Genomic DNA, 14083 nt, shown 5'->3' with positions numbered 1-14083 from the left:
CCGCGGAACCGGGCCGGATCAGGGCGTGTCACGGAGACTCCTCGTCCCCTAGGCTGGCGCCATGGTGATGATCCTGCTCGTCCGGCACGGCGAGAGCACGGCAAACGTCGGCGGCGTCCTGGCCGGGCGCACGCCCGGGGTGGAGCTCACCCCGGCCGGTGTCCGGCAGGCCCGCGCGCTCGGCGGGTACGTCCCGACCGACCGACTGGTCCTCGTGCACCGGTCCCCGCTCCACCGGTGTATCCAGACCGCCGAGTTGTTCCTGGAGGGGTTCGCAGGAGGAGCACCCGAGGTGGTCGAGGATCCCGATCTCGTCGAGATCGACTACGGCGCCTGGACCGGGCGGAAAGTCACCGAACTCACGGACGAACCCTTGTGGAAGACCGTCCGGTCTACCCCGTCGCAGGCGGTGTTCCCCGAGGGTGAGGGACTCGCCGTCGCATCCACCCGGGCGATCGCAGCCTTCGACCGTGCCGTCGGACTCCTGCGGGAGGACGCGGCACGGCTCAAGGCCGAGCACGAGCGCCGTGCGGCGGAAGCGAAGGTGGCGACGGTCGCCGGATCGGAACCGGACGGGCAGAGTACGGCCTCGGAGAGGGCCGGGTCTGCGGGCGAGAAGCCGAAACCCCCGCCACCGTCGGTCGGGGTGCTCGTCTCGCACGGGGACGTCATCAAGGCGATCCTCGCGCACGCGCTCGGGATGCCGCTCGACGAGTTCCAGCGGCTGGCCGTCGCGCCCGGCTCATTCAGTTGCATCCACGTCCCCGACGAGGGTGCACCGACCGTCACCGCCATGTCCGTGACGGTGCCGCTCCCGTCGGAGCCGGTCGCGGAGACGACTTCGGGGTCCGCCACGGCCGACGCGGGGGCCGGAGGGCAGGGCGCCTCGGGAGCGCGGGAGGTGTCCGGGAGGTCCCGGACCGCGGAACCCGGCGTCATCGGCGGGGGAGTCTGACCCCGACAACCACCCGACTCCCGCAACCGCCCCGATGTGCTTCACGGCCCTCGGAATGTGCTGACATTCCGAGGGCCGTGAACGATATCGGGGCGGTGGGGTGCCGGGGATGGGGCGGCGTCAGGCACTGTCGGGGCGGTGGGGTGCCGGGGATGGGGCGGCGTCAGGCACTGTCGGGGCGGTGGGGTGCCGGATCAGTCCGGGTCAGGTCGCGGAGAGCACCCCAGTGCCGAGGAGCACGAAGATCACGACGCCGAGCACGATCCGGTAGATCACGAACGGCATGAACGACTTGGTGTTGAGGTAGTTGAGCAGCCAGGCGATGACGGCCAGGCCGACGCCGAAGGAGATGACGGTCGAGAGGATCGTCGGGCCCCAGCCTAGGACCATCGGTTCGCCGATGCTCTTCGCCACGCCGTAGAGCCCCGAGGCCATGACGGCGGGGATCGCCAGCAGGAACGCATAGCGCGCGGCGGCCGGGCGGGAGAAGCCCATGAGACGGCCGGCGGTGATCGTGCCGCCGGACCGGGACACGCCGGGGATGAGGGCCAGTGCCTGGGCGAGGCCGTAGAGGATGCCGTTCTTCCAGGTCATGTCGTGGATCTCGAACTGGATGCGGCTCAGACGGTCGGCGAGGCCGAGGAAGATGCCGAAGACGATGAGCATCGTCGCGACGATCCACAGGGAGCGGAAGGTCGTCTCGATCTGTTCCTCGAAGAGCAGGCCGAGGACGCCGATCGGGATTGAGCCGATGATGATGAGCCAGCCCAGGCGCACCTCGGGATCCTTGCGGTCGTGCTTGCCGAACAACGCCTTGAACCACTTGGTGACGATGTTGACGATGTCCCGCCAGAAGTACACGATCACCGCCGCTTCCGTGCCGATCTGGATGATCGCCGTGTAGAAGGCTCCGGGGTCGTCGCCCCCGTTGATGAACTCGCCGACGATCCGCACGTGCGCCGAGGACGAGATGGGCAGGAACTCCGTGAGACCCTGCACGACGCCCAGGACGGCCGCGACGACCCAATCCATGATCATGTAGACAACTTTCCTGATGAGGCGGCTGATGACCGTCGGCCAGGATACTCGCGCGCCCTTCGGGTAGTGTGCGGGAGCATGCAGCACAGGCGCGTGGGACGATCCGGGTTGGAGTTCTCCTCGACGGGTCTGGGCACCCGGGAATGGGGAGGGCGCGTAGACGTGCCGACCGCCCAGGCGCTCGTCGACACCTACGCCCGCGCAGGTGGGACCGTGCTCGAGGTGGCAGCACCCGCCCCCTTCGTGCCGGGTTCCCCCGCCGCCGAGGCTCCCCACGAGTCCGCACCCGCCTGTGACGTACTGCATGAGCTGACAATCCCCTCCCAGATCGCGGTCCTCGCGCGTGTCGGGGGTTGCGGCACTGCGGCGGGTGGGTCCGGGGTTCCGGGTGGCGCGTCCCCGAACCACGGCCGTCGCGCACTGCTCGGGGCGGTCGACCTGCTGCTCGAGCGCAGTGGCCTGCCGAGCCTCGACGTCCTCGTGCTCGACGGGTTCGACGCGTACACGCCGGTGGAGGAGACCGCCTCGGCCGTGCGGACGCTGCTCGACAACGGCGCGGTCGGCTATGTCGCCTGTGCCGGCATGTCGGCCTGGCAGATCGCCTGTCTCCGGGGCGCCGGGATCCCCGTCGTCGCGGCGCTGACCGAGATGTCGCTCGTCGTCCGGTCCGATCGAACCGCGCGGTCCGACCGTTCGGCGCTGCTCGAGGCAGCGGAGTACATGGGTATCGGTCTCGTGGCCGGGGCAGCGCTCGGACGGGGAGTGCTCACCGGGCGGTACCTCAAAGGCACGCCGCAGGACTCACGGATGGGACTCGGTCCCGACAGCGTGCACGCGGCCTGGACCGCCGAACACCTGGGCGGTTCGACCGACGCGATCGTCAAGGGAGTGGCACGAGCGGCCGGTGGCCTGGGAGTCGAGCCGCTCGACGTGGCACTCGCCTGGAACCGGTCGCTCCCGGTCGCCTCGTCGCTCGTCGGTCCGCGCACGGTGGACCAGCTGGAACGCGTGTTGGACAGCGACCTCGACCTCGAACCCGAGATCCGCCGCGCCCTCGACGAGATCTCGCTGCCGGGGTGAACTGCCTGCCGGGGTGAGTCACTACGGCGTCTCGGCCTCGGAGGCGGTTATTCCTCACACATCGAGTGGGAGAATCGACCGCATGCCCGAATACACACTCGCCACTCCGACACCCGACATGGCCCCGGCTCTGGCCCGCGTGCACATCGACGCATGGCGCGAGACCTACAGCGGTCGCTTCGACGAGCGACACTTCAGCGAGGAGGCGTACACCGGGAGGCTGCGGATGTGGGAGCGGATCCTCGGCGGTGACCCCGGTCCCTCCGGACGGCCACCTCGGGTGGCCGTGGCTGCCTCCGATGACGAGCCGGTCGGATTCGCCCTCGCCGGTCCATCGCGCGACGAGGACCTGGCGGACACGGACGAACTCTTCGCGTTGTACGTCCTCGCGCGCCTGCACGGGAGCGGCGCGGGCCAGGCCCTCCTCGACGCCGTTCTCGGTCCCGGACCCGGTGAGGCGCCCGAGCCGGAAGTCGATCGCCAGCCGGCGAGTCTCTGGGTCCTGCAGGACAATCCCCGCGCGGAGGCCTTCTACGCCAAGAACGGGTTCGTGTACGACGGACACAGCCGGACGGAGGACGGACACACCGAGGTCCGGATGATCAGCGGGTAGCGCAATTCCGCCCCTGTTCCTCGACACGAAACCGCCCCGATATCGTCGGCGGCCCTCACTATGTCGCGACATAGCGGGGGTCGTGAACGATATCGGGGCGGCTTCGGGTGTGGCCGGCGCGGAGCACAGCCAGCGCGGGTCAGGGCAGCGCGGTTCAGACCAGCGCGGCGTCGGACCTCAGCTCTCAACCTCAGTCGTCGGAGACGCGGCCCTCGCCGTCGGGATCGATCTCGTCGTCGTCGAGGTAGTCGTCCTCCTCGTCGTTGAGATCGTCCTCGAAGTCGTCGTCATCGTCGTCCTCGTCCGCCTCGTCGTCGAGGTCGGCGTTGTCCTTCGCGTCCTCGACGTCGTCGAACAGCTCGAAGGGCGTGACCTCGTCGAACGCGGTGTAGAGGGCGTCCTCGTAGAGCTCGAAGGCGTCCGCGAGTTCCATGTAGCTCGCCTCGACCCGCGGGTCCGAATCCGAGGCCCGGCGGGAGGCAGCGGCATAGTGGGCACGGACGGCTTCGAGGAACTTCTCGAGTGCCACATCGGGTTCAAGGCTCATGTGGACAAATGTACCCGCTCCCACCTCCCCGTGGACACGGCCGGCGGCCATACTTCCGGCCCGGTTGCGGCCCTCCCCACATCCCCACCCGCTGCACCCGCCACCAGACCACCACACACGCACTCCCACCCACGCGACTACGCTGGACCACATGGCTGGACTCCTCCTCGAACACCCGCACCCGGACCGTTTCGTCGTGGGCACCGTGGGCCTGCCCGGCGAACGCACCTTCTACCTGCAGGCGATGAGTGGCACCACCGTCCATTCGGTCCGTCTGGAGAAGGAACAGGCGGAGCTGCTGGGGGAGAAGACCGACGAACTCCTCGACATGGTCCGCGCCCGGTCCGACGCTCCCTCGACCATCCCCGTCGTCGCCGATCCCGCCCGCGCCGACAACGCCGGCCTCACCATGCCGGTCGACGCGGAGTTCCGCGTCGGCACCATGAGCCTCAGCTGGGACACCACCGCGGGGCACCTGGTCGTCGAGTGCTTCGAGGTCGCCGAGTCCGAACCCGAGGACGGCGAGGAGGACGACCGCGCCCGCCTGCGCGTGGTCCTCGACGCCCAGTCCGCCCGCGAGTTCGCCCGCCGCGCCGAGCAGGTCGTCAACGCCGGCCGCGAGGACTGCCCCTACTGCTCCCTGCCGCTCGACCCGGAAGGACACGTCTGCCCCCGGCTCAACGGAGTCGCCCGGTGAGGACGGAGTCCGACACCCCGCCCGCCGAGGCGCCCCGGCCGGAGGCACCCCGCGTCACCGCCCGCGAGTCGGTCGCTACCCTCCTGCGCACCGGTCGCATCACCGTCCTCGGCCGGATCCCCGAGGCGAGCAACGACACCTACCTGGTCGTCGTCGCCGAGGACGTCGACGAGTCCGTCCCCGGCCCCGCCCCGCGTGCCGTCCGTGCCGTCTACAAGCCCCGCGCCGGCGAGGCGCCCCTCCACGACTTCCCCTACGGCACCCTGGCCGACCGCGAGGTCGCCGCCCACGTCCTCTCGGCCGTTCTCGACCTCGACGTCGTCCCGCCCACCGTCCTGCGCACCGACGCTCCCCGTGGCGAGGGCTCGCTCCAGGCTTACGTCGAGCAGGTGCCGATCGACGACGAGCCGGACCCAGACACCGCTCCCGAGGCGCCCCGCACCCCGGCCACGGACACGTCCGTCGGCGAGGGGGAGGGCGCCTCGGCGGCGGAGGACGACTTCGCGGCCGCCGAGGGGCGGGATCTCGTCTCCCTGTTCCCCGCCTCGGCGCTGGGGCCCGGTGGGCCGTTCGTGCCGGGACCGGACGGGGTCCCGCCGTGGGCGCCGGTCGTGTCCGGCACGACCGAGGACGGCACCCCGGTGTACGTCGCCCACCGCACGGGGGAGCGGATGCGCCGACTGGCGTTCTTCGACCTGCTGGCGAACAACGCCGACCGGAAGGGCTCGCACGTCCTGTACGGCCAGTACTCCTTCGAACCGGGCGACTCGCCCGACGTGTGGGGGATCGACAACGGCCTGTCGTTCCACCCCGAGCCGAAGGTCCGGTCGGTCCTCTGGGGATTCGCGGGCACGCCCTTCGACGAGGTCGAGACGGCCGCGCTGCGTCGCGTGGTCGAGGATCCGAGCGTTCTCGACGCGCTCCGGGAGGTCCTCGACGACCCGCTCGGGCTCGCCTCCCTGCAGGCCCGGGCGGCCGGAATGCTCGCCGCGGGTGAGTTCCCCCACCCACCCGAGGACCGCTACCCGCTCCCGTGGCCGCCGCTGTGACCGGCCCGATCTTGGGGAATCCGGGACCGGACTCGTAAGCTGACCCGGTGAGATCCTGGTCAGCCCCCACCGTGCCCACCCTGCCCCGATCCGGGAAGGAGACCGGCCGCGCGCCCGTGGTCTTCTCGACCTCCGCCCGGGGGCCGGTGACCGCCGACGGCACGGACGGTGCCGTCCGCCTCTACGTCTGCGGGATCACCCCCTACGACGCCACCCACCTTGGCCACGCGGCCACCTACGTCGCCTTCGACGTGCTCGTCCGCACCTGGCTGGACGCCGGTTTCGACGTCACCTACGTGCAGAACACCACGGACGTCGACGACCCGCTTCTCGAACGCGCGACGGCCACCGATGTCGACTGGCGCGACCTCGCGGCCGACCAGATCGAGCTCTTCCGCTCCGACATGGAGGCGCTGCGCGTGGTGCCGCCGAAGTCGTACATCGGCGCCGTCGAGTCGATCCCGCTCGTCATCGAGGCGGTCGAAGGCCTGCTCGCCAAGGGCGCGGCCTACCGCCTGGAGAACGGCGACGTCTACTACCGCACGGCCACCGAGATCACCCCGCCCTTCGGCTCCGAGTCCCGCATGGATCGGGCGACGATGGACGAGCTGTTCGCCGAACGCGGCGGCGACCCGGAGACCCCTGGCAAGGAGGACCCGCTCGACGCCCTCCTGTGGCGCACGGCCCGTGAAGGCGAGCCGAAGTGGGATGGCGGCACCCTCGGTGAGGGTCGACCCGGCTGGCACATCGAGTGCGCCGTCATCGCCGGCACCTACGCGGGCTTCCCGCTCACCGTGCAGGGCGGCGGCTCCGACCTCGTCTTCCCGCACCACGAGATGTGCGCCGCCCACGCCACCGCCGCGACCGGCACGCCCTTCGCCGAGCACTACATGCACACGGGCATGGTCGGCTACGAGGGCCACAAGATGAGCAAGTCGCGCGGGAACCTGGTCAAGGTCTCCGAGCTCCGCGCCGACGGGGAGGACCCGCAGGCCGTCCGTCTCGTCCTGCTCGCCCACCACTACCGCAGCGACTGGATGTACGAGGACGCCCTCCTGGCCCGGGCGAAGGATCGCCTGGCGAGCTGGAAGGCCGCTGCCGGTCAGGGGAGCGGTGTCGACGCACAGAAGGTGCTCACGGATCTCCGCGCGGCCGTCCGCGACGACCTGGACACCCCGACCGCGCTCGACGTCCTCGACGTCTGGGCCGATTCCGCGACCGAGGCGCCCGCCGACGCGGACACCGCCCTCGTCGTGAGTGCCGTCGACGCACTCCTGGGGATCGACCTGCAGGGCTGATCCTCTCCTCACACACGATTCGGGCCCGCACCTTTCCGGTGCGGGCCTGAATCGTGTGTTCAGCGTTGTTCGCCGGGGTGGCCGCGGCCGTCCTCGCGGCGGCTCAGGTACTTCTCGAACTCGCGGGCGATCGCGTCGCCGCTGGCCTCCGGGAGTTCGGAGGCATCCGTCATCCCCTCCAGGCGCTCGACGTGTTCTGAGAGGTCCTCGTCGTCCTCGACCATCGCGTCCGTCCCGGCCTCCCAGGCGCGGGCCTCCTCGACGAGTTCGCGCTGGGCGACGACGAGCCCGGTGATCTCCTCGAAGGTCGCGAGCAGGGCGAGGATCGCCTTGGGGTTCGGGGTCGTGGCCGCGTATCCGGGGACGGCCACCCACAGGGACACCTCGGGAACGCCGCGCCGGTACAGGTCCGCGGCGAACACGCCGATGATGCCGGTCGGCCCCTCGTACTCGGCGGCCGGGATGCCGAGCGCGGCCTGGACCTGCGTCGACTCGGTCGAGGGCGAGACCGGCAGGGGCCGGGTGTGGACGACGTCCGCCAGCAGCGCACCGAGCAGGATCACGTGGTCGCCCTCGCGCAGGTCGGCGAGGATCTCGTCGACGAACTCCTGCCAGCGGTAGGAGGGTTCGACACCCACCCACACCTCGATCTCGGTGTCCGAACCGGGGACGGTGCCGCCGAACCGGCGCATCTGCGGCCAATCGATCGTCGGGCCTTCGGGACCCCGGTGGAGGACCGGGCGGATGAAGGTCATGTCGAAATACGACTGGCAGTCCGTCGTCGACCGCAGCTGCAGGTCCCATTCCTCGACGAGGTGGCGCGCCGTGTCCACGGCGGCCTCACCGGCGTCGTTCCATCCCTCGAAGGCGATGACGACCAGGCGGGATCCGGCAGGGGGCAGAAAACTCATGGACCCCACCGTACAACTGCGCGGGTCGGCGCCGGGCGGCGGTGTGGCGAGGGGAACAGGTACGCCGGCGAACACCGGTCGAACTGTCGGGGAAATCGCCTCCGGTCGTGCCCGGTCCGGGCCGGTCCCTGCGGACACCTGTGGTGGGATGGAGTCATGGACCCCCGCGACACCCTTCTGACTTCCGATGCGTCGACTGACACCTCTGTGTCCACCGCGACGACGACCGCGCTCTCGTACTCCGCCGTCCTGTGGGACATGGACGGCACGCTCGTCGACACCGAGCACTACTGGATGGAGGCGATCGACGAGCTCATGACCGCCCACGGTCTCAGCTGGTCGGAGGAACAACAGCTGCTCATGGTCGGCAACGACCTCATCACCTCGGCCCGGATCCTCATCGACCACGGCCTGGAGATGGAGGCCGAGGTCATCGTCGAGACCCTGCTCGACGGTGTGAGCGCGCGGGTGGCCGAGCACGTGCCGTTCCGTCCCGGTGCCCAGGAGCTGCTGGCCGCGCTCAGGGAGGCGGAGGTGCCCTGCGTCCTCGTGACGATGTCGTACCGCCGCTTGGCCGAGACGGTCCTCGAGGCGGTGCCCTCCGGGACCTTCCGAGGGATCGTCGCCGGTGACGACGTCACCCACGGCAAGCCACACCCCGAGCCGTACCTGGCCGGAGCGGCCCTGCTCGGTCTCGACCCGGCCGCCTGTGTGGGCTTGGAGGACTCGGTCCCCGGGATCACGAGTGCCGTCGCCGCCGGGACACGGGCCGTCGGTATCCCGCACGACGTGGCACTCGACCCACCGGCGGACCCCGAGCACCCGGACCGTGTCCTCATCGACACCCTCGCCGGTGTGACGCCCACCGATCTCGATCGGATCACCGCGCCCCTGGTGTGACGCGAACCCCGCGCCTCAGGCCGCCGGGACGATCCGGGTGATCTCCGGTGGCTCCGGGGGAGTGTTGCCCCAGGCCGGGCAGATGCTCTTGAAGTGGCACCAGTTGCACAGGGGTGACTTGCGCGGCCGCCACTTCCCGGACTCGGCCGCCGCGACGATGTCCCGCCAGATGTCGAGGATCTCGTTCTCGACCCGCTCCAGGTCCTGTTCCTGCGGGCGCATGCGCTTGATGCTGCCACTGCCCAGGTACATGAGCTGGAGCGTGTGCACGAGTTCGCCGGTCTGCCGGTGGCGCAGCAGGGCGTAGAACCGCATCTGGAACTCCGCCTCCCGGGCGTACTGCGGCTTCGGTTCCTTGCCGGTCTTGTAGTCGACGAGCCGGACCTCACCGCCGGGCGCGACGTCCACGCGGTCGATGAAGCCCCGGAGCTTGAGACCGTTGCTCAGTTCGGTGGACACGAACTTCTCCCGGTCCGCGGGTTCCAGCTTGTCGGGCAGCTCGAGGCCGAAGTATGCCTGCAACAACCCCTGTGATTCGCGGAACAGTTTCTGCACATTCGCGTCCGTCGGGTACATCTGGGAGACCTCGGGCTTCTCGGCCGCGAGTTCCGTGTAGAGGGGTGCGATCTTCTCCGTCGCGACCTCGTAGGTCCGGCGTGCGGCCGGCTCCTCGAACAGGTGCTCGAGCACCGCGTGGACGAGTGTTCCCTTGAAGGCCGCGGGCGAGGGCGGCTCCGGCAACTTGTCGACCGTCCGGAAGCGGAACTTCAGGGGACAGGACACGAAATCGTTGGCCCGGGACGGTGAGAGTGCGACGAGTTCGACCATGCCGACAACCCTAACCTCACGCTCGGACACACATCTCTCCGATAACCTGGAAGGTATGCCGGAAACCCCCTCCTCACGGACCTCCGGAGCCTCGACCGGCCTCACTCTCGGCCGGGTGTTCGGCGCTCCGGTCATCCTCTCGTGGTCGTGGTTCCTCGCCGCCGTCCTCATGACGGTCCTCTTCTCCCCGTGGATCGACTCGGTACGGCCGGACCTGGGGGTCTGGGCGTGGGTCATCGGTTTCCTCTACGCCGTTCTGCTGTTCAGCTCGGTGTTCCTCCACGAGCTCGCGCACGGCGTCGTCGGGCAGATGCTCGGTCAGCGCGTCGCCGCGATCGAACTCAACGTGTGGGGCGGGTTCACCCGTTTCGAACCCCGGATCGAGACGGACCAGCGGGAATCCAACCGCTCCGGGTTCCTCATCTCGATCGTCGGCCCGGCGGTCAACATCGTCCTCGCCGTCCTCGCCTGGATCGGCATGCAGGTCACCCCGATGGGGTCCATCGCCTGGTTGCTGCTCCTGGCCCTGGCCATCGCGAACGCGGCCCTCGGACTCATCAACCTCCTGCCCGGCATCCCGTTGGACGGCGGCTGGGCGCTCCAGGCGCTCGTGGCCCGGGCGACCGGCAGTCAGTACACCGGCACGCTCGTCGCCGGCTGGGTGGGCCGCGCCATCGCCCTGGCCTTCGTCGGGTACGCCCTCCTCCCGCCGCTGCTGCGCGGGGAGAGCCCGAATCTGCTCAACGTCGTGTGGATGGGCGCGATCGCCGCGATGCTGTGGTTCTCCGCCGGGGAGTCCCTCGCCCACGCCCGCCGGGCCCGGCGCATGGAGACCTACGACCTCGCCGAGGTGATCCAGCCGGCCATCGCCGCCACCTGGGACGCCGACGTCGACCGCACCCTCGCCTTCGCCGACTCCCAAGGGCCGGGGCCCGGCTCCACGCTCGTCGTCGTGCTCGACGACGAGGGGCTACCCTTCGGACTGCTCGACCGGCACGCAGCCTCCCAGGTGCCCGCCGGCGCCTCGCGGCCGGTGAGCGGTTTCGCCCGCCCGCTCGGCCCGTGGATCGGCGTGCCCCGCGACATCACGGCACCGCACCTGCTGGAGTCGCTCACCCACCGCCCCAAGGCCCGGTTCTGCCTCGTCATGGACTCGTCCAGTCTGTGCGGCGTCATCGACCTCCAGGAGTTCTTCGACGAACTCCTCGCGGACTGAACCGGACCGACTGCGCCCGCCCCGACCTCCCTCCGCGACACCGGTCGACCTGCGGGAATAGACTCGGGGGAATGAACTCCGAATCCCACGATCCCGCCCTGCCGATCGGCACCCCGGCCGCGACCCCCGACTCCACGGGCACCGACGCCACGGGGCCGACCGACTCCGCGGTCGCCTCGGCGGCACCGGCACCCACCGGGGCGACCGACCGCCGCGGGCCGCTCAAGGTCGGCGACAAGGTCCAGCTCATGGACCCGAAGGGGCACTACCACACGGTGGTCCTCCACCGCAGCGAGGTGTTCCACACCCACAAGGGACAGGTGCGGCACGACGACCTCATCGGCCGTCCCGAGGGGATCGTCGTCGAGAACGACGGGGGAGTGGCCTACCAGGTCTTCCGCCCGCTGCTCGAGGACTTCGTGCTCTCCATGCCGCGTGGCGCGGCCGTCGTCTACCCCAAGGACGCCGCCCACATCGTCACGATGGCCGACATCTTCCCCGGCGCCACCGTCGTCGAGGCGGGCCTGGGCTCCGGTGCCCTCTCGCTCTCGCTCCTGCGGGCGGTCGGCGACCACGGACTCGTGCACAGCTTCGAGCGCCGCGAGGAGTTCGCCACGATCGCCGCCGGCAACATCCGGGACTTCTTCGGCGGCGAGCACCCCGCACACCGGCTCACCGTCGGTGACCTCGTCGAGGAGCTCCCGCAGGCCTTCGCCCCGGGCACCGTCGACCGGGTCGTCCTCGACATGCTCGCCCCCTGGGAGACCCTCGAGGCCGTCGCCACCGCGCTCGCGCCCGGCGGTGTCGTCATGTGTTACGTCGCGACGGCCACCCAGCTCTCCCGCACGGCCGAGGCGATGAAGGCCTCGGGCCACTTCACCGACCCCACCGCCTTCGAGTCGATGATCCGCGGCTGGCACCTCGAAGGCCTGGCCGTGCGCCCCGAACACCGCATGGTCGGCCACTCCGGGTTCCTCATCATGGCCCGCCGCTACGCACCCGGGCAGACCCCGATCGAGAAGAAGAAACGCCCCCAGGCCGCCGAACCGAAGCCCGAGGACCGCGCCGCCTGGGAGGGTGGCGAGATCACCGAGGACTCTCTCGGCATGCGGAAGCCCACACCCAAGAAACTGCGACGTGTTATTCGTGAAGTGGGCAAACGCGAACGCGCCGTCGACAAGGCGGGCGACGCTGACACCCCGCAGGACCCCGCGCCCGAGGCGCCGAACGCTCCCGAGGCGCCGCACACGCCCCACACTTCCCCCGAGGATTCCCCACAGGAGGACCGATGACACAGGACCGCGCCGACGGCGATCTGTCGCGGCTGCGCACCGAGACCGCCCAGCTGCGCCAGCAGTTGTTCAACGCCGGCAAGCGGAACGAGGCGCTCTCGAAGACCCTGCGCACCGCCCGCGAGGAGCTCGTGCGGATCCGTGCGGAGGCCGAGAAACTCTCGGAACCGCCGAACACCTTCGGCACCGTTCTCCAGGTGGTGACGAACGAGGACGACACCCGGTCCGTGGACGTCAACGTGTCCGGCCGTCGGATGCGGCTGGCCGTGTCTCCGGACGTCGAGGTGGACACGCTCGTCCCCGGTGTCGACGTGCGGCTGTCCGAGGGCCTCGTCGTCATCGGTGTCGAGGGCTACTCGACCGTCGGCAACGTCTACCCGGTGCGGGAGATGCTCACCGGTGACCGCGTCCTCATCGGCACACCCGGTGACGACGAGCAGGTCTACCAGCTCGCCACCCCGCTCGTGGAGGCCGGGGTCCGGATCGGCGACCACGTGCTCGTCGACACCCGCACACACGTGGCGACCGAGAAGATCGAGAAGCCCGAGGTCGCCTCCCTCCTGCTGGAGGAGGTCCCGGACATCTCCTACGACTCGATCGGTGGCCTCTCGGCGCAGATCGACATGATCCAGGACGCCGTCGAGCTCCCCTTCGAACACCCGCACCTATACCAGGAGCACGGCCTCAAGCCGCCCAAGGGCATCCTGCTCTACGGTCCTCCCGGGTGCGGCAAGACGCTCATCGCCAAGGCGGTGGCGAACTCGCTCGCCCAGCGCCGGGCCGGGACTGCCACGACGCAGGCGAGCGGAGCCGGCTCCGATGCCGACCGCGTGCGCTCCTACTTCCTCAACATCAAGGGCCCGGAGCTGCTCGACAAGTACGTGGGCGAGACCGAGCGCCAGATCCGCATGATCTTCTCCCGAGCCCGGGAGAAGGCGAGTGCAGGTTCGCCAGTCGTCGTCTTCTTCGACGAGATGGAGTCGCTGTTCCGCACCCGCGGCACCGGCAAGTCCTCCGACGTCGAGACGACGATCGTCCCGCAGCTGCTCACCGAGATCGACGGTGTCGAGCGGATGGACAACGTCATCGTCATCGGCGCCTCGAACCGTGAGGACCTCATCGATCCCGCGATCCTGCGCCCCGGTCGCCTGGACGTGAAGATCCGCATCGAACGGCCCGAGGCGGAGGCCGCGAAGGACATCTTCTCCAAGTACCTCACCGACGCCCTGCCGCTCCACGCGGACGAGGTGTCCGCCGCCGGGTCCACCACCGCGGCTGCGACCTCCCTCATCGAGCGGTCCGTCGCGCGGATGTACGAGCGCTCCGAGCGCAACTCCTTCGTCGAGGTCACCTACGCCACCGGCCAGACGGAGATGCTCTACTTCTCCGACTTCGCCTCCGGCGCGATGATCGCCAATGTCGTCGACCGCGCGAAGAAGGAGGCCATCAAGGACCTCCTGTCGACCGGCGAGCGGGGCCTGCGGATGGACCATTTCGAGCGCGCCATCGCCGAGGAGTTCGCCGAACACGAGGACCTGCCCAACGAGACGAACCCCGACGAGTGGGCCCGCATCAGCGGCCGCAAGGGCGAGCGGATCACGCACCTGCGCGGCATGCACCACGGCGACGGGTTCCAGCCGGCCGTGGCCGCGGGCACCC

14 protein-coding genes are annotated in these 14083 nt (G+C 70.1%); 10 read left to right on the top strand and 4 right to left on the bottom strand.

Annotated elements, in window-relative coordinates; genetic code table 11:
* Positions 1–61 precede the first annotated feature (61 nt).
* Positions 62–955, top strand: a complete 894-nt coding sequence (locus AAD496_RS06355; protein ID WP_349827822.1) for a histidine phosphatase family protein — start codon at positions 62–64, stop codon at positions 953–955.
* Positions 956–1159: 204 nt separating this feature from the next.
* Here the strand turns inward: AAD496_RS06355 and AAD496_RS06350 are convergent, their stop codons facing one another.
* Positions 1160–1987 (bottom strand): undecaprenyl-diphosphate phosphatase, encoded by an 828-nt coding sequence (locus AAD496_RS06350; protein WP_349827916.1) that lies wholly within the window; start codon positions 1985–1987, stop codon positions 1160–1162.
* A gap of 84 nt (positions 1988–2071) precedes the next feature.
* Here AAD496_RS06350 and AAD496_RS06345 point away from each other — a divergent pair, with 84 nt between their 5' ends.
* Positions 2072–3073 (top strand): aldo/keto reductase, encoded by a 1002-nt coding sequence (locus tag AAD496_RS06345; RefSeq protein WP_349827821.1) that lies wholly within the window; start codon positions 2072–2074, stop codon positions 3071–3073.
* A gap of 82 nt (positions 3074–3155) precedes the next feature.
* Positions 3156–3686 (top strand): GNAT family N-acetyltransferase, encoded by a 531-nt coding sequence (locus tag AAD496_RS06340; RefSeq protein ID WP_349827820.1) that lies wholly within the window; start codon positions 3156–3158, stop codon positions 3684–3686.
* 190 nt (positions 3687–3876) lie between these two features.
* Here the strand turns inward: AAD496_RS06340 and AAD496_RS06335 are convergent, their stop codons facing one another.
* The gene (locus tag AAD496_RS06335; protein ID WP_349827819.1) at positions 3877–4233 is read right to left on the bottom strand and encodes a hypothetical protein; all 357 of its coding nucleotides are present in this window, start codon (positions 4231–4233) and stop codon (positions 3877–3879) included.
* Positions 4234–4384: 151 nt separating this feature from the next.
* Here AAD496_RS06335 and AAD496_RS06330 point away from each other — a divergent pair, with 151 nt between their 5' ends.
* The 3 genes from AAD496_RS06330 to mshC are packed head-to-tail and all read left to right on the top strand — an operon-like array spanning position 4385 to position 7277.
* Positions 4385–4930 (top strand): DUF3090 domain-containing protein, encoded by a 546-nt coding sequence (locus AAD496_RS06330; protein WP_349827818.1) that lies wholly within the window; start codon positions 4385–4387, stop codon positions 4928–4930.
* Positions 4927–5979: a protein kinase family protein gene (locus AAD496_RS06325; RefSeq protein ID WP_349827817.1), complete on the top strand. Its 1053-nt coding sequence runs from the start codon at positions 4927–4929 to the stop codon at positions 5977–5979. The genes AAD496_RS06330 and AAD496_RS06325 overlap by 4 nt, the downstream gene beginning before the upstream one ends.
* Positions 5980–6026: 47 nt before the next feature.
* The gene (gene mshC, locus AAD496_RS06320) at positions 6027–7277 is read left to right on the top strand and encodes a cysteine--1-D-myo-inosityl 2-amino-2-deoxy-alpha-D-glucopyranoside ligase (RefSeq protein ID WP_349827816.1); all 1251 of its coding nucleotides are present in this window, start codon (positions 6027–6029) and stop codon (positions 7275–7277) included.
* A 59-nt stretch (positions 7278–7336) separates the two neighbouring features.
* Here mshC and AAD496_RS06315 read toward each other — a convergent pair whose 3' ends face one another.
* The gene (locus tag AAD496_RS06315) at positions 7337–8188 is read right to left on the bottom strand and encodes a proteasome assembly chaperone family protein (protein ID WP_349827815.1); all 852 of its coding nucleotides are present in this window, start codon (positions 8186–8188) and stop codon (positions 7337–7339) included.
* Positions 8189–8344: 156 nt separating this feature from the next.
* Here AAD496_RS06315 and AAD496_RS06310 point away from each other — a divergent pair, with 156 nt between their 5' ends.
* On the top strand, positions 8345–9088 hold the full coding sequence (locus AAD496_RS06310; protein WP_349827814.1) for an HAD family hydrolase: 744 nt from the start codon (positions 8345–8347) through the stop codon (positions 9086–9088).
* A gap of 15 nt (positions 9089–9103) precedes the next feature.
* Here AAD496_RS06310 and AAD496_RS06305 read toward each other — a convergent pair whose 3' ends face one another.
* The gene (locus tag AAD496_RS06305) at positions 9104–9916 is read right to left on the bottom strand and encodes a RecB family exonuclease (protein WP_349827813.1); all 813 of its coding nucleotides are present in this window, start codon (positions 9914–9916) and stop codon (positions 9104–9106) included.
* 55 nt (positions 9917–9971) lie between these two features.
* On the opposite strand from AAD496_RS06305, the gene AAD496_RS06300 reads away from it, so the two are divergent.
* The 3 genes from AAD496_RS06300 to arc form a co-directional block, all read left to right on the top strand.
* Positions 9972–11132 carry a site-2 protease family protein gene (locus AAD496_RS06300; RefSeq protein ID WP_349827812.1) on the top strand — a complete coding sequence of 387 codons (1161 nt, stop codon included), beginning with the start codon at positions 9972–9974 and terminating at the stop codon, positions 11130–11132.
* A gap of 71 nt (positions 11133–11203) precedes the next feature.
* Positions 11204–12424, top strand: coding sequence for a tRNA (adenine-N1)-methyltransferase (locus AAD496_RS06295; protein ID WP_349827811.1), 1221 nt, complete (start codon positions 11204–11206; stop codon positions 12422–12424).
* The coding region (gene arc, locus AAD496_RS06290; protein WP_349827810.1) for a proteasome ATPase at positions 12421–14083 on the top strand (1663 nt) is incomplete at its 3' end. The genes AAD496_RS06295 and arc, both read left to right, overlap by 4 nt.

Origin of the sequence: Brevibacterium litoralis, assembly GCF_040212315.1 — a bacterium.
In the GTDB taxonomy this organism is placed as follows: domain Bacteria; phylum Actinomycetota; class Actinomycetes; order Actinomycetales; family Brevibacteriaceae; genus Brevibacterium; species Brevibacterium litoralis.
Note: the sequence above shows the minus strand (reverse complement) of the source record. Positions and strands in the feature narration are given on the sequence as shown.